Annotated in this window: 16 protein-coding genes; 1 reads left to right on the top strand and 15 read right to left on the bottom strand. The window is 68.1% G+C overall.

Annotation, left to right across the window (positions count from 1 at the left end; all coding sequences use genetic code 11):
* Positions 1-3 precede the first annotated feature (3 nt).
* Positions 4-564: a methylated-DNA--[protein]-cysteine S-methyltransferase gene (locus OVA02_RS12930; protein WP_192123380.1), complete on the top strand. Its 561-nt coding sequence runs from the start codon at positions 4-6 to the stop codon at positions 562-564.
* A gap of 33 nt (positions 565-597) precedes the next feature.
* Here the strand turns inward: OVA02_RS12930 and OVA02_RS12935 are convergent, their stop codons facing one another.
* The 15 genes from OVA02_RS12935 to rho all read right to left on the bottom strand — a co-directional run bounded on the left by OVA02_RS12935 (position 598) and on the right by rho (position 15,101).
* Positions 598-1,353: a YaaA family protein gene (locus tag OVA02_RS12935; RefSeq protein ID WP_123570233.1), complete on the bottom strand. Its 756-nt coding sequence runs from the start codon at positions 1,351-1,353 to the stop codon at positions 598-600.
* Between the two features lie 28 nt (positions 1,354-1,381).
* Positions 1,382-1,642: a F0F1 ATP synthase subunit epsilon gene (locus OVA02_RS12940; protein WP_043594515.1), complete on the bottom strand. Its 261-nt coding sequence runs from the start codon at positions 1,640-1,642 to the stop codon at positions 1,382-1,384.
* A gap of 2 nt (positions 1,643-1,644) precedes the next feature.
* Positions 1,645-3,105 (bottom strand): F0F1 ATP synthase subunit beta, encoded by a 1,461-nt coding sequence (atpD, locus tag OVA02_RS12945; protein WP_043594513.1) that lies wholly within the window; start codon positions 3,103-3,105, stop codon positions 1,645-1,647.
* 41 nt (positions 3,106-3,146) lie between these two features.
* Entirely contained in the window at positions 3,147-4,046 is a 900-nt protein-coding gene (locus OVA02_RS12950; protein ID WP_056045889.1) for a F0F1 ATP synthase subunit gamma, read from the bottom strand.
* Between the two features lie 44 nt (positions 4,047-4,090).
* Positions 4,091-5,728 (bottom strand): F0F1 ATP synthase subunit alpha, encoded by a 1,638-nt coding sequence (gene atpA, locus OVA02_RS12955; RefSeq protein ID WP_056045891.1) that lies wholly within the window; start codon positions 5,726-5,728, stop codon positions 4,091-4,093.
* A 59-nt stretch (positions 5,729-5,787) separates the two neighbouring features.
* The gene (locus OVA02_RS12960; protein WP_056045895.1) at positions 5,788-6,582 is read right to left on the bottom strand and encodes a F0F1 ATP synthase subunit delta; all 795 of its coding nucleotides are present in this window, start codon (positions 6,580-6,582) and stop codon (positions 5,788-5,790) included.
* Positions 6,583-6,584: 2 nt separating this feature from the next.
* Positions 6,585-7,145, bottom strand: coding sequence for a F0F1 ATP synthase subunit B (locus OVA02_RS12965; protein WP_056045898.1), 561 nt, complete (start codon positions 7,143-7,145; stop codon positions 6,585-6,587).
* Between the two features lie 20 nt (positions 7,146-7,165).
* Entirely contained in the window at positions 7,166-7,399 is a 234-nt protein-coding gene (atpE, locus tag OVA02_RS12970) for an ATP synthase F0 subunit C (RefSeq protein ID WP_043594505.1), read from the bottom strand.
* A gap of 54 nt (positions 7,400-7,453) precedes the next feature.
* Positions 7,454-8,260, bottom strand: coding sequence for a F0F1 ATP synthase subunit A (gene atpB, locus OVA02_RS12975; RefSeq protein ID WP_043594504.1), 807 nt, complete (start codon positions 8,258-8,260; stop codon positions 7,454-7,456).
* Positions 8,261-8,442: 182 nt separating this feature from the next.
* Complete coding sequence (locus tag OVA02_RS12980; RefSeq protein ID WP_123570236.1) at positions 8,443-8,868, bottom strand: hypothetical protein; 426 nt, start codon at positions 8,866-8,868, stop codon at positions 8,443-8,445.
* The gene (locus OVA02_RS12985) at positions 8,865-10,145 is read right to left on the bottom strand and encodes an MraY family glycosyltransferase (RefSeq protein ID WP_123570237.1); all 1,281 of its coding nucleotides are present in this window, start codon (positions 10,143-10,145) and stop codon (positions 8,865-8,867) included. Before OVA02_RS12985 ends, OVA02_RS12980 begins: the two co-directional genes overlap by 4 nt.
* Positions 10,142-10,819, bottom strand: coding sequence for an L-threonylcarbamoyladenylate synthase (locus OVA02_RS12990; RefSeq protein WP_267658644.1), 678 nt, complete (start codon positions 10,817-10,819; stop codon positions 10,142-10,144). The genes OVA02_RS12985 and OVA02_RS12990 overlap by 4 nt, the downstream gene beginning before the upstream one ends.
* Before the next feature lie 39 nt (positions 10,820-10,858).
* Positions 10,859-11,716, bottom strand: coding sequence for a peptide chain release factor N(5)-glutamine methyltransferase (gene prmC, locus OVA02_RS12995; protein WP_267659707.1), 858 nt, complete (start codon positions 11,714-11,716; stop codon positions 10,859-10,861).
* Between the two features lie 29 nt (positions 11,717-11,745).
* A complete protein-coding gene (gene prfA / locus OVA02_RS13000) occupies positions 11,746-12,828 on the bottom strand; it encodes a peptide chain release factor 1 (protein WP_056045910.1) in 1,083 nt (360 codons plus the stop codon).
* 2 nt (positions 12,829-12,830) lie between these two features.
* Positions 12,831-15,101: a transcription termination factor Rho gene (gene rho / locus OVA02_RS13005; RefSeq protein WP_267659708.1), complete on the bottom strand. Its 2,271-nt coding sequence runs from the start codon at positions 15,099-15,101 to the stop codon at positions 12,831-12,833.
* Positions 15,102-15,240: the final 139 nt, after the last annotated feature.

A 15,240-nucleotide genomic window follows, 5' to 3' on the forward strand; every position in this document is an offset into this window, starting at 1 on the left:
GCCATGACCGACCTCGTCCTCGTACCCCCGCTGCCACCCGGCCGTGCCGACGACGACGAACCGCCGGGGCTCGTCCGACTCGACTCCCCCGTGGGACGAATCGAGATCGTCAGTCGGCACTTCGCCGTCGAGGGCCTCGCGATCGAGCGTGAGGGCGTCCTGCCTCACGACGGTCAACCCGAGCGGCCCGACAACCTGCTCGATGCAGCCCGACGTCAGGTCGACGGCTACTTCGAAGGAGTGCGCACGCGCTTCGATCTTCCGCTCCGCCTGGTCGGTTCGAGCTTCCAGCGCTCGGTCTGGTCTGCGCTGCTCGAGGTCGAGTGGGGACGGGCCACGACCTATGGACGACTCGGCGGGACCTTCGGCAATCCTCGGGCCGGGCGAGCCGTCGGTGGAGCGGTGGCGGTGAATCCGCTCCCCCTGCTCGTCCCGTGCCACCGCGTCCTGGGCCGGACGGGCGGCGTCACCGGCTACACCGTGGGCACAGGGGTCGAGACGAAGAAGTGGCTCCTCCGCCACGAGGGCATCGCGTTCCGAGAGGGTCCCGTGCCCCTGGACTGAGACAGAGCCGAAGCGTCGCCGCCCGCCCGGCGATCAGACGGACGCCTGCAGGACCGACTCGGCCACGAGCACGCTCTCGTCTCCGGGTTCGAGCACGAAACCTCGACCGCGGGCCCACTCCGTCAGGTCGCCGATGTCGGCCAGGTCCGGACGATCGGCCAGGAGGGCGCGAACGAGCAACCCCTTGCTCTTCTTGTTGAAGTGGTTGAGGGCTCGGCGTCGGTCGCCCGCGTCCGAGACGACACGGACGTACGTCGACGGCGTCCCCGCCGGCCCCAGAGCGACGTACCCCTCGGATCGCAGGTCGACGACGAGGTCGCCGACGCCTGCCAGGACCGAGGACACGGGCCCTCGCCAGAGTTTCTTCAACGACGTCCGGGGAACCCTCGAGTCGTGCGAGAGCCGGTACGCGGGGATCTCGTCACCAGCCCTGAGCAAGCCGAACAGGGCCGAATGCACGAGTACGTGCCGGTGAGCCCACGTCCACGCGTCGGCACTCATGCCTGCCACACCGAGAGGGTCGAAGAGGACCCCCGTGTAGCGCGACAGAGCGGGCATCGTGGGCGACACGGTCACGAGCCGGTTGCGCTCGACCTCGTGAGCCTGCGTGGGACCGAGTTTGAGGGCAGCGGCGGCCGCCGCGACGTCGGCCGACATCTCGTCGAGCAAGGCCAAGGAGGCGCGGCGAGGGCCGTCGAGCTCGTCGAACGACAGTGCCGTCACATCGAGCCGCGAACCGACGCTGCCCCCGTCGAGTTTGGTCTCGGACGGGGGCAGCAGGAACAGCATGTCGTTCGGTGGTGCAGACGGGCGGAGCTCAGTTGAGCTGTGCGTTGCGCGCGACGACCGTCACGGTGTCGTTCTCGACGGACAGGAAACCGTCGTCGGCAGTCGCCTCGACGGTGGTGCCGTCGGACAACCGGACCCTGACCTGACCCGAGGCCAGGATGGCGAGGATCGGCTCGTGACCGGGAAGGATCCCGATCTCACCCTCGGCGGTGCGAGCGACGATCGACGACGCCTCGCCCGACCACACTTCGTGGTCGGCCGAGACGACGCTGACAGTGAGAGCAGCCACGATCAGCCGTTCTCCTTCTGGATCTGAGCCCACTTCTCTTCGACGTCCGAGATGGAGCCGACGTTGAAGAATGCCTGCGTGGCCACGTGGTCGAATTCGCCGTCGGCGATCGCGGTGAAGGACTCGATGGTGTCCTTCAGCGGGACGGTCGAGCCCTCGACACCCGTGAACTTCTTGGCCATGTAGGTGTTCTGCGAGAGGAACTGCTGGATGCGGCGCGCACGCGACACCGTGATCTTGTCCTCTTCGGAGAGCTCGTCGACACCGAGGATGGCGATGATCTCTTGCAGCTCCTTGTTCTTCTGCAGGATGGCCTTGACCCGGATCGCCGTGTCGTAGTGCGCCTGGCCCAGGTAACGCGGGTCGAGGATGCGGCTGGTCGAGGTCAGCGGGTCGATCGCGGGGTAGAGACCCTGCGACGCGATCTCACGCGACAACTCGGTGGTCGCGTCGAGGTGCGCGAACGTCGTCGCGGGAGCCGGGTCGGTGTAGTCGTCGGCAGGCACGTAGATCGCCTGCAGCGAGGTGATCGAGTGACCGCGCGTCGAGGTGATGCGCTCTTGGAGGACGCCCATCTCGTCGGCCAGGTTGGGCTGGTAACCCACGGCCGAGGGCATGCGACCCAGAAGGGTCGAGACCTCGGAACCGGCCTGCGTGAAGCGGAAGATGTTGTCGATGAAGAGGAGCACGTCCTGCTTCTGCACGTCGCGGAAGTACTCGGCCATCGTGAGGGCCGACAGCGCGACGCGGAGACGGGTTCCCGGCGGCTCGTCCATCTGGCCGAAGACCAACGCGGTCTTGTCGAACACGCCCGCTTCGTCCATCTCGGCGATGAGGTCGTTGCCCTCGCGGGTACGCTCACCGACGCCGGCGAAGACCGACACACCACCGTGGTCCTGCGCGACACGCTGGATCATCTCCTGGATGAGGACGGTCTTGCCGACACCCGCACCACCGAAGAGACCGATCTTGCCGCCCTGCACGTAAGGCGTGAGGAGGTCGATGGACTTGATGCCCGTCTCGAACAGCTGGGTCTTGGACTCGAGCTGGTCGAACTTCGGGGGCTTGCGGTGGATGGGCCAGCGCTCGGTGATCTCGACCGTCTCGTCACCCTCGAGGTTGAGGATCTCGCCCGTGACGCTGAAGACCTTGCCCTTGGTGACGTCGCCGACGGGCACGGAGATCGGCGCGCCGGTGTCGATGACCTCTTGCCCACGGACGATGCCGTCGGTGGGCTTGAGGGCGATGGCACGGACGAGGTCGTCACCGAGGTGCTGGGCGACCTCGAGCGTGATCTGCGTGGTCGTGTCACCGATGGTGATCTTCGTGGTCAGCGCGTTGTAGACGCCGGGGATGGCATCGTGCGGGAACTCGATGTCGACGACGGGGCCCGTGACCCGGGCGATGCGCCCGACGCCGGGAGCCGACTCGGTCGCGACCGGTGCGGTTGCGGTGTCAGTCATGGCTTCTCTCTCTTCGGATGATGATGCTGTGGTGCAGAGCTCTACTTGGCCGACCCGAGGGCGTCTGCGCCGCCCACGATCTCGGAGATCTGCTGCGTGATCTCGGCCTGACGCGCGTTGTTGGCCAGACGGGTGAAGTCGCGGATGAGGGTGTCGGCGTTGTCGCTGGCAGCCTTCATGGCCTTCTGACGGGCGGCGTGCTCGGAGGCGGCCGACTGCAGCATGGCGTTGAAGATGCGGCTCTCGATGTAGACCGGCAACAGGGCGTCGAGGACCTCGGTCGGATCGGGTTCGAAGTCGTACAGCGGCAGGACCTCGTCCTCTCCGGGCTCTTCGATCCCCTCGACGACCTCGAGGGGAAGCAGACGGACGACCTCGGGAACCTGGCTGACCATGTTCACGAAACGGTTGTAGACGATGTGGATCTCGTCCACGCCGCCCTCGGCCGCCTCGGTGAGGAACTTGGAGACGACGGCGTCACCGATCTCTTTCGCCGTGACGAACTCGGGCTGGTCCGTGTTGCCCGTCCACACCTGCTCGGCGTCACGACGACGGAAGGCGAAGTACCCCTGGGCCTTGCGACCCACGAGGTAGTAGACGACCTCTTTGCCCTGGCTCCGCAGCAGCTGCGCGAGCTGCTCGCTCTCTTTCAGCGTGTTCGAGCTGAACGCACCGTTGAGGCCGCGGTCCGACGTGAACACGACGATCGCGGCACGCTCGACCGTCTCGGGCTCGGTGGTCAGCACGTGGTCGACGTCCGAGAACGTCGCCACGGCCGACACCGCGCGGGTGATGGCTCGCGAGTACGGCCCGGAGGCTTTCATCCGGGCCTGCGCCTTCTGGATGCGCGAGGCCGAGATGAGCTCCATCGCGCGAGTGACCTTCTTGGTCGTCTGCGCAGAGCGGATCCTCTGCCGGTAGACCCGGAGTTGGGCTCCCATTACTCTCCTGTTGTCTCGTCAGTCGTGAACGTCGAACGGGCGCGTCAGCGCTTCGTCTTGACGATCTTCTCCTGGTTGACGTCGTCGGCGTCGGTGGCCTCGAACTCTTCACGTCCCACCGAAGCGAGAGGCTTGCCCTCACCGGTCTGGAATTCTTGCTTGAACGAGTCGATGCCGCTCTCGAGAGCCGCGACGATGTCGTCCGACAGCACGTTCTTCTCCCTGAGATCGGACAACACCGACGTGTTCCGGCCCATGTAGTCGAGCAACTCGCGCTCGAAACGCAGGATGTCCGGCACGGGGACCTCGTCGAGCTTGCCGTTGGTGCCGGCCCAGATCGAGACGACCTGGTCCTCGACCGGGTAGGGCGAGTACTGCGGCTGCTTGAGGAGCTCGGTGAGACGTGCACCACGTGCGAGCTGACGACGGCTCGCCGCGTCGAGGTCGGACGCGAACATCGCGAACGCTTCGAGCGAGCGGTACTGGGCCAGTTCGAGCTTGAGCGTGCCGGAGACCTTCTTGATCGACTTGACCTGGGCGTCACCGCCGACGCGCGACACCGAGATGCCGACGTCGACCGCGGGACGCTGGTTCGCGTTGAAGAGGTCGGACTGCAGGAAGATCTGGCCGTCGGTGATGGAGATCACGTTGGTCGGGATGTACGCCGAGACGTCGTTGGCCTTGGTCTCGATGATGGGCAGACCCGTCATCGAGCCGGCGCCCAGCTCGTCGGACAGCTTCGCGCAACGCTCGAGAAGACGCGAGTGCAGGTAGAAGACGTCACCCGGGTAGGCCTCGCGTCCCGGCGGACGACGAAGGAGGAGCGAGACGGCACGGTAGGCCTCGGCCTGCTTCGACAGGTCGTCAAAGATGATGAGGACGTGCTTGCCGCTGTACATCCAGTGCTGACCGATGGCAGACCCGGTGTACGGAGCGAGGTACTTGAAGCCGGCGGGGTCCGAGGCGGGAGCGGCGACGATCGTCGTGTACTCCATGGCTCCGGCCTCTTCGAGGGCACCCTTGACCGAGGCGATCGTGGAGCCCTTCTGGCCGATGGCGACGTAGATGCAGCGGACCTGCTTGTTCTCGTCGCCGGACTCCCAGTTGGCCTTCTGGTTGATGATCGTGTCGATCGCGATGGCCGTCTTGCCGGTCTGGCGGTCGCCGATGATGAGCTGGCGCTGCCCACGACCGACGGGGATCATGGCGTCGATCGCCTTGATGCCGGTCTGCATGGGCTCGTGGACCGACTTGCGCTGCATGACACCGGGGGCCTGGAGTTCGAGGGCACGACGACCCTCGGTGGCGATGTCGCCGAGACCGTCGATGGGTGCGCCCAGCGGGTCGACGACGCGACCCAGGTAGCCGTCGCCGACGGGGACGGAGAGGACCTCACCCGTGCGGGTGACCTCCATGCCCTCTTCGATGCCGGAGAACTCGCCGAGGACGATGGCGCCGATCTCGTCTTCGTCGAGGTTCTGAGCGAGACCCTGCGTGCCGTCCGCGAAGCGGATGAGCTCGTTGGCCATGACGCCGGGGAGCCCCTGGACGTGGGCGATGCCGTCGGCTGCGTCCGTGACGTGGCCGACCTCGGTGGTGGAGGCCTTCGAAGGGTCGTACGACGAGACGAAGTCCTTCAGCGCGTCGCGAATCTCATCCGGGCTGATCTTGATGTCTGCCATTGTGATTCCTATTCGTAGCGAGGCTTCGGGAGGCCTCGAGTCTGTGTGTGAGAGCGTGACTAGCCGGCGAGCTGCAGGCGGAGCAGGCTGAGCTTCGTCGCAACGGTGCCGTCGATGACCTCGTCGCCCACCTGGACGCGGAGGCCGCCGACGACGGCGGGGTCGATGACCTGGTTGATGCGCAGGCTACGCCCGAACTGCCTGGCCAAACCGTGCTGCAACCGAGTGACGTGGGCGTCGTCGAGGTGGACGGCGCTCGTGACGGTGGCGACGAGCTGATCGGACTGGTCGGCGACGATGTCGGCTGCGTGACGGAGGAGCTCACCGATCCGACGGCCACGGGGCTGCTGCACCAGGTGCATCACGATGGCGACCGTCTGACGACTGGCCTTCCCTCCGAGCAGGCGCTCGACGAGGTCCGCCTTGGCGGCGGGATCGCCCAGCTTGGAGCCGAGGGCCAATTCGAGCTGCGAATCCGTGCGGACGGCGGCATCGAAGGCGAAGAGCTCGTTCTCGATGCTGCTGTCGGCAGGCGTGGTCGTCGCGATCGCTCGGAAGGCGACCTCTTCGATGCCGGCGAGCAGATCGTCGGACGACGACCAGCGGCTGCCGACGACCGATACGAGCACCGCTCGCGTCGACTCGGAGAACGACCCGAAGAGCCGGTCGAGCAGCTGCTTCTTCGTCGCCACGTCGACAGCGGGGTCGGCGAGGTACGACTGCAGCTGAACGGAGCCGCCGATGACCCGACCGGCGTCGAGCAACTGCTCGCCGGTCGTCAGGTCGACCGACCCGCCGAGGTCGGACAAGACCGACCGCGCCGAACCGAGTGCTTCTCGGGACATGGAACCCATCGTCAGTTGCCCGCCTTAGCGTTCTCGTCCGCCTCGAGGTCGGCCAGGAAGCGGTCGACCACGGCCGACGCCTTCGCGTCGTCGCTCAGCGACTCACCGATGACGCCGGAGGCGAGGTCGATGGCCAACGATCCGACTTCGGACCGGAGCGAGGCCACGGCGGCCTGGCGCTCGGCCTCGATCTGCGCGTGGGCGGAGGCGGTGATGCGGTCGGCCTCGGCCTGCGCCTGCTGCTTGAGCTCGGCGATGATCTCGTTGCCCTCGGCGCGCGCAGCCTCACGGATGCGAGCGGCCTCGGCACGAGCGTCGGCCAGCTGCTTCTTGTATTCGTCGAGGGCCTTGGCAGCCTCGGCCTGTGCGGCCTCGGCGTGCTTGATGCCGCCTTCGATGCGCTCGGCACGCTCGTCGAGGATCCTGCGGAACTTGGGGATCGCGAAGAGCCCGAAGAACGCGGCGATGACCACGAAGACGACCAAGGACCAGAGGATGTCGTAACCAGCGGGGAAGAAGATGGCGGCGCCTTCGGGCGCACCACCCTCGGCCGCGAGGATCGTCTCGATCATCGGTGTGTCGTCCTAACTGATCAGGAGAAGATGAAGCCGGCGGCGAGGCCGATGAAGCCCAGCAGCTCGGTGAACGCGATGCCGAGGAACATCGTGACCTGCAGGCGGCCGGCCAGCTCGGGCTGGCGGGCCATGGCCTCGACGGTCTTGCCCGCGACGATGCCGATACCGATGCCGGGGCCGATCGCAGCGAGGCCGTAGCCGACGGTCGCGATGTTGCCGTTGATCTCAGCGAGGATCGTGGTGGTGTCCACTTGTGTTTCCTTCCGGTTGGGCGATGCACGTCGGATGACGTGCGTCGTCTGTATTTAGTGTTCTTTCGCCGCGGCCTGTTGGATGTAGACCGAGGCGAGGAGCGTGAAGACGTAGGCCTGCAGCACGGCGACGGCCATCTCGACGATGGTCATCACGAAGCCACCGATGAGGGTGAGAGCACCGAAGGCCATGAAGCCCCCGCTCATGCTGAAGAAGAAGAAGTGCGTCGCCGCGAAGCAGAGCACCAGCAAGAGGTGGCCGACCATCATGTTCAACAGGAGTCGGAGGGCCAGCGAGATCGGCCGCACGATGAAGATGTTGATGAACTCGATGGGCGTCAGCAGGATGTACATGACCCACGGCACACCGGGCGGGAAGAGGGCGTTGCGCAGGAACGTCGCGCCACCGGCCTCGCGGAAGCCCGCGTAGATGAACATGATGTAGGCCACGACCGCCAGCAGCAGGGGCATGGCGATGACCGACGTGCCTGCGATGTTGAGGCCGGGGATGATGCCCGTGATGTTCATGGCGAAGATGCCGAAGAACATGGCGGCCAGCAACGGCAGGTATTTGCGTCCGAGCTTCTCGCCGAGGATCTCCTCGACGATCTGGATGCGGACGAAGTCGAGGCCCAGCTCGGCGATGCTCTGCCCGCGGGACGGGATGAGCCGCCCCTTGCGCAGGGCCAGCCAGAACAGCAGCAACATGACGGCGATCGCGAAGAGGCGGACCAGCATGATGCGGTTCAGCTCGAAGGGGGTGCCCTCGAAGAAGATGGCGGGAGGGAAGAACTCGTCAAGAGTCGGGGCATGGAATCCCCCGTCCCCGTGGCCGGCTTCGGCAGCGGAGAGCAGGTTCACAGCGTTCGCTATCAGCGCTATCTCCTGTGTCGGGGCGAGCACCCTGAAGTGTCGCGACGATTGGTGGGGTTTGTCATCCGTGCACGCTGGAGACGCGGCCGGGGAACGTCGTCAACCCTATCAAGGTAATGGTTGCTTCCACGAATCGGTCGAGGTAATTTCACCGTGTGCACGCATGGTCGTCAGTCCTGCGGAGCAGGGGGAAGCGTGGCATCGCTCACGTACGACAGGCGCCCCCGGACGACCACGAGGGCGTCGACTGCCAGCGTGCCGATGATCGAGACGACGAGGGCCAGGAACAACACGACGTCGTCCACGAACGGTTGGTCGCGCAGCAGGACGAGCAAGACGATGAAGATGACCAGCTTGAGGAGCCAGGCACCCATCACGATGCCGAAGAACGCACCGAGGGTGAAGCGGATCGCCACGAGCATGCTCGCGGCCGTGATCGCCGCGAAGAGGATCGCGAGCCCCACCCCCACGAGGGCGCTCCACAGGCCGTCGGTGCCGGCGAAGAGGTAGCCGAGCCCTCCTCCGACCACGGCGATGACGAGGGCGAGTGCGCCCGTGTACTTGAGGATCTGGGTGAAGATCGAGCTGGCGTTCATGGGTGGTCCTTCGGGTTCGTCAGTTCGGGCACCTCGGCCTTGGCCGCGGTGTCGGTGTCGTGCGGGTCGAGGACGTCCGCGGCGGCGTCGAGCGGGTCGAACCGGTCGGACTCCGTCGTCGACAGGTCACCCGTGCGGGTCGTCTGGACGGCGATCTCGACCTTCTTGCGACGGCTGAGCGGAGACAACGTGGCGGCGGTGCACGCGACCAGGCCGACGCCGAGGAAGACGGCGACCAGGTAGGTCGGCTTCACGAAGAGGAACATCAGGCCCCCGACGGCCGCCACGATCGTCCAGGCGTAGAAGATCAGGACGGCCTGGAAGTGCGAGTGTCCCATGTCGAGCAGGCGGTGGTGCAGGTGCTTGCGGTCGGCGGTGAAGGGGGACTTCCCGGCACTGAGTCGGCGGAGGACGGCCAGGCCGAAGTCGAGCAACGGCACGACGAGGATCGCGAAGGGCAGGACGATCGGGATGAACGCCGGCAGGAGTGCCGTCCGGGAGATCCCGGCCGGGTCGATCTGCCCGGTGACCGAGATCGCACTCGTGGCCATGACGAGTCCGGTGAGGAGCGCACCCGCGTCGCCCATGAAGAGCTTGGCCGGGTGCCAGTTCAGCGGAAGGAAGCCGAGGCAGGCCCCGATCAACACGGCGGAGAGGAGGGCGGCGAGGTTGAAGTACTCGGTCTGGCCGATGGTGATCGAGATCACGAAGCTGTAGACGAAGAAGACGCCGTTCGCGATGATCGCGACCCCGGCCACGAGACCGTCGAGTCCGTCGATGAAGTTCACGGCGTTCATGACGAGGACGATCGTGAGGACCGTGAGGACGAGCGACATGTAGGGCGAGCCGATGGCCAGGCTGCCCCCGATGGGCAACGAGACGAGTTGGACGCCCTGCCACGCGAGGACTCCCGCGGCGACGATCTGGCCCGCCAGCTTGGTCATCCAGTCGAGGTCGTACAGGTCGTCGACGACTCCGATGACGACGATGATCGTGGCGGCGCCGATGATGGCCAGAGGAGGCCCCGCGTCGGCGAAGACGAGACGGAAGTAGTCGACACCCGAGATCAAGGGGAAGACGAACCACGCCGCGAGCAGCGCGACCACGATGCCGGCCCACATCGCGATCCCCCCGAGACGCGGCGTGGGCGTCTGGTGGACGTCCCGCTCGCGGATCTGGGGATAGAGGCGGTACTTGAGGCCCACCCGCCAGACGACGACGGACAACACGAAGCTGACCCCCGCCGAGATCGCCAGCGCGAGGAGGTAGTACCTCACGCGAGGGCGTCGACCCCGACGACGCGGATGATCTCGGCGTCGGACAGGACGCCGTGGCGCACGATGCGCAACACCCCGTCGGCGCCGCCCGTCGCGTCGACGATCGTCGACCCCGTGTTGGCGCCGGCCCGGTGTTCGTACGTGGCCCCCGCGGGGCCGTCGTCGAGGTACACCGACACGGAGTCGCCGAGCATGCGGCGGGCGTCGCCTGCCGTCTCGGCCGCGGGCTGGCCCGTGAGGTTGGCGCTCGACACCGCGAGCGGGCCGGTCTCTTCGAGGAGCTCGAGGGCGATGCGGTGGCTCGGCACGCGCAGGGCGACGGTGCCGCGCGTCTCGCCGAGATCCCAGCTGAGCGACGCCTGCGCACGGAAGACGACCGTGAGCGGGCCGGGCCAGAACTCGTCGAGCAACGGACGGACGACCTCGGGCACCCGGTCGGTGAGAGCGGCGAGGGTCTCTTGGCCCTTGATCAGCACCGGAGGCGGGGACTGGCGACCACGACCCTTGGCGTCGAGCAGGCGCTGCACGGCGGTCGGGTCGAACGCGTCGGCCGCGACGCCGTACACCGTGTCGGTCGGCAGGACGACGAGCTCGCCTCGACCGATGGCACCGCGCGCCATGCGCATGCCGGCGAGGAGTTCGGAGTCGACGGAGCAGTCGTGAAAAGTGGCCATGACCTGACGATGATAGTGCGACGGACCGGGAGAACCCGGTCAGCGCACCGCCGTCGTGGCCCGGTCGCGGCCGGTGAGGTCGGGATGCGTGGCCGGGGAGCGCCAACCGTCGGCCGTCAGGAGGTCGCGGATGGCGCCTCCTTGGAGCTCGCCGTGCTCGATGACGAGCGCTCCGCCCGGGCGCAGCAGCCGCCGGGCCGTGAGGGACAGTGCGCGGACCAGGTCGAGGCCGTCCTCACCGCCGTAGAGGGCGAGCGCAGGATCGTGGAGTCTCACCTCGGGGTCGCGCGGGACCATGCCGACGGGCACGTACGGCGGGTTCGACACCACGACCGAGACCGTGCCGTCGAGTTCGGGCAGGGCGTCGGCGAGGTCGCCCTCGACGAGGCGCGCGTTGTCGACCCCCACCGCGTCGATGTTGCGACGAGTCCAGACGGCCGCCTCGGGAGACAGCTCGACGGCGACGACCGTGGCCGTCGGCACCTCGGAGGCCATCGCCAGGGCCAGGGCACCGCTCCCGGTCCCGAGGTCGACGGCGACGGGTGACGCGTCCGCCACGGAGCGCAGGGCGTCGATCGCCAACTGGGCGACGCCTTCGGTCTTGGGTCGCGGGACGAAGACACCCGGCCCCACGCGCAACTCGAGGTGGCGGAACGACGCCCGCCCCGTGATGTGCTGCAGGGGCTCGCGGGAGGCGCGGCGCGTGATCGCGGCGACCAGCGCCTCCTGCTCGTCCGGCGTCAACGACGCGGCCGTGACGGCCCTCGCCCGCACGGCTCCCCTGGTCAGGCCCGTGACGTGGCCGAGCAGGAGTTCGGCGTCGACGTCGGGCGACGGTACCCCGGCGTCGACGAGGACGGTCGACGCGACCCGGAGGGCCACGTCGACCGTCGTCACGCCGTCGAAGGCCGTGGCGATCGCATCGGTCACGACGCGGTGTCGCCGATCTCGGCGAGACGTGCCTCTTCGTCGGCCTGGATGCACGACTCGACGACCGCGTCGAGCGCACCGTCCATGACGGCGTCGAGGTTGTACGCCTTGTAGCCGGTGCGGTGGTCGGCGATGCGGTTCTCGGGGAAGTTGTAGGTGCGGATGCGTTCCGACCGGTCCATGCCCCGGATCTGGCTCTTGCGGGCGTCCGACGCGATGGCCGCCTGCTCTTCTTGCTGACGGGCGAGAATGCGGGCCCGCAGGACGCGCATGCCCGCCTCGCGGTTCTGCAGCTGGCTCTTCTCGTTCTGCATCGCGACCACGATGCCCGTGGGCAGGTGGGTGATGCGGACGGCGGAGTCGGTCGTGTTGACCGACTGGCCGCCGGGTCCGCTCGACCGGTAGACGTCGATCTTGAGGTCGTTCTGGTTGATGTCGACCTCTTCGGGCTCGTCGACCTCGGGGAACACGAGCACGCCCGTGGTCGAGGTGTGGATGCGGCCCTGCGACTCGGTCGCCGGCACCCTCTGCACGCGGTGGACGCCGCCCTCGTACTTGAGGTGCGCCCAGACGCCCTGCGAGGGGTCGGACGCGTTCGACTTGAGCGCGACCTGCACGTTCTTGTAGCCACCGAGGTCGGAGTCGTCGCTCGCGATCATCTCGGACTTCCAGCCCTTCGACTCGGCGTAGTGCAGGTACATGCGCAGCAGGTCGGCCGCGAACAGGGCGCTCTCGGCCCCGCCCTCGCCGCCCTTGATCTCCATGATGACGTCGCGCCCGTCGTCCGGGTCGCGCGGGATCAGGAGGCGCCGCAAGCGCTCCTGGGACTCGTCGAGCGCCTGCTCGAGGACGGGCACCTCGTCGGCGAACGCCTCGTCCTCCTTCGCGAGTTCGCGCGCGGCCTCGAGGTCTTCAGCCGCCTGCTGCCACGTCGAGTGAGCAGCCACGATGCGGCTGAGCTCGGCGTAGCGGCGGTTGATCTTCTTGGCGCGTGCGGCGTCGGCGTGGACCGCCGGATCGCTGAGCTGCGTCTGCAGGTCGTCGTGCTCGGCCAGCAGCACGGCCACCGACTCGAACACGCTCAGTGCTCCTTGTGGCCGGAGTCGTGTCCGTTCGACGCGGGGACCGACTTCTGGACCTGGACGAGGAACTCGACGTTCGACTGCGTCTCGCGCAGGTTGCGCAGGACGATCTCGAGGGCCTGCTGCTGGTCGAGCCCGGCCAGGGCGCGGCGCAGACGCCAGGTGATCTTGACCTCGTCGGGGCTGAGCAGCATCTCTTCACGTCGCGTGCCCGAGGCGTTGACGTCGACCGCGGGGAAGATGCGCTTGTCGGCCAGGTGGCGCGACAGGCGGAGCTCCATGTTGCCGGTGCCCTTGAACTCCTCGAAGATGACCTCGTCCATCTTCGAACCGGTCTCGACGAGCGCGGTCGCGAGGATGGTGAGCGAGCCACCGTTCTCGATGTTGCGCGCGGCACCGAAGAAGCGCTTGGGCGGGTACAGGGCCGACGAGTCGACGCCACCCGAGAGGATGCGGCCCGACGCGGGTGCGGCCAGGTTGTACGCACGGCCGAGACGCGTGATCGAGTCGAGCAGCACGACGACGTCGTGGCCCAGCTCGACGAGGCGCTTGGCGCGCTCGATGGCCAGCTCGGCGACGGTGGTGTGGTCCTCCGCCGGACGGTCGAACGTCGAGGCGATGACCTCGCCCTTGACCGTCCGCTGCATGTCGGTGACCTCTTCGGGGCGCTCGTCGACGAGCACGACCATGAGGTGGACCTCGGGGTTGTTGATCGCGATGGCGTTGGCGATCGACTGCAGCACGAGCGTCTTGCCCGCCTTCGGCGGCGAGACGATCAGACCACGCTGCCCCTTGCCGATCGGCGACACGAGGTCGATGATGCGGGTCGAGAGCTTCTGGGGCTCGGTCTCGAGACGGAGGCGCTCCTGCGGGTAGAGCGGGGTCAGCTTGCTGAACTCGACGCGCTTGGCGGCCTCGTCGACGGGCTGACCGTTGATCGAGTCGATCCTGACGATCGCGTTGTACTTCTGGCGCCCCTGGCCCTGGTCGCCCTCGCGGGGCTGACGGATGGCGCCGACGACCGCGTCGCCCTTGCGCAGGTGGTACTTCTTGACCTGACCGAGCGAGACGTAGACGTCGCTGGCACCGGGCAGGTAGCCCGTGGTGCGCACGAAGGCGTAGTTCTCGAGCACGTCGAGGATGCCCGCGACGGGGATGAGGACGTCGTCCTCGCCGATCTCGGGCTCGACGTCGTCGTTCTGCGCCCCACGACCGCGCTTGCGGTCCCTCTGACGGCCACGGCCCTGTCGGCCGCCCTCGTCGTTCTGACCGCCGGACTGGGGCCCGTTGCCGGACTGCTCGCCGCGGGCGGCGTCGTTCTTCTCGCCGGCTTCGCGCTGGGCCTGCTGCTCGGCCCTCTGGTCCGCGCGCTGCTGGTCGCCGCGCTGCTGGCCGTTCTGGGGGGCATCGGCCTTCTGGCCACCGTTCTGCGGAGCGTCGGCCTTCTGGCCACCGTTCTGCTGGTTGCCGTTCTGCTGGCCACCGTTCTGGTCGGCCTGGGTCTGCTGCTGACCGCCCTTGCCGCGGTTGCGGTTGCGGCTCCGGCGGCCCCCACCCTGCTGGCCACCGTTCTGCTGGTCGCCGCCCTGCTGGTCGGACTGGCCCTGCTGGTCGGACTGGCCTTGCTGGTCGGACTGGCCCTGGTCGGACTGGCCCTGCGCTTCGGAACCGGCCCCGTCGGAGGGCGCGGACGGGGAGGTCTCGAGGGAAGCCGAGCCGTCGGCGGCCGGGGACTCGACCGACGCACCGGGCTGCGCCGCGTCGGCGGCGACGGACGCGTCGGAGGCGCGGCGCGAGCCGCGACGACGCGACGGGCGCTCGGAGGCGGCCTTCTCGGTCGGAGCCTGCTCGGTCGAACCCTGCTCGGCGTCGGCGGCCTCGACGGCCACGGCCTCGGTGGCGGGCACCTCGACGAGAGGAGTGACACCGGTCTCGCCGGCGTTGACGTGGGCACCGGCGGCGCGGGACTCGGGAGCCCCGGCAGCCGACGTGGCGCGGCGCGAGCCCCGGCGGGCACGGGTCGGTGCCTCGGTGGGCTCGGTGCCCGTCTCGACGACGGGGGCCTCGGCGCCTTCGGCGACGGCGGTCTCGACGGAGGCCTGGACACCGGCGTCGACGACTCCGTCGAGCGTCGGCTGGGGCGCGACCTCGGTGGCCGCCCCCTCGCCCTGCTTCGCCGCGATGGCGGCCACGAGGTCGCCCTTGCGCAGCTTGGAGATGCCGCTGATGCCCAGCGACGAGGCGAGGGCCTGCAGCTGGGGCAGGCGCATGGCGGTGAGTTCGGGCGTGGACGGCGCAGCGGCGCCGTTCTGGACGTCAGTCACGAGTGATGGGTTCCTTTCGCTCCCCCGCGTTGATCGGCGGGGCAGAGCTGGTCACACCTCGTGGCCTCTCACCTGCACTGAACGG

This window comes from Frigoribacterium sp. SL97, assembly GCF_026625765.1.
Taxonomy (GTDB): Bacteria; Actinomycetota; Actinomycetes; order Actinomycetales; family Microbacteriaceae; genus Frigoribacterium.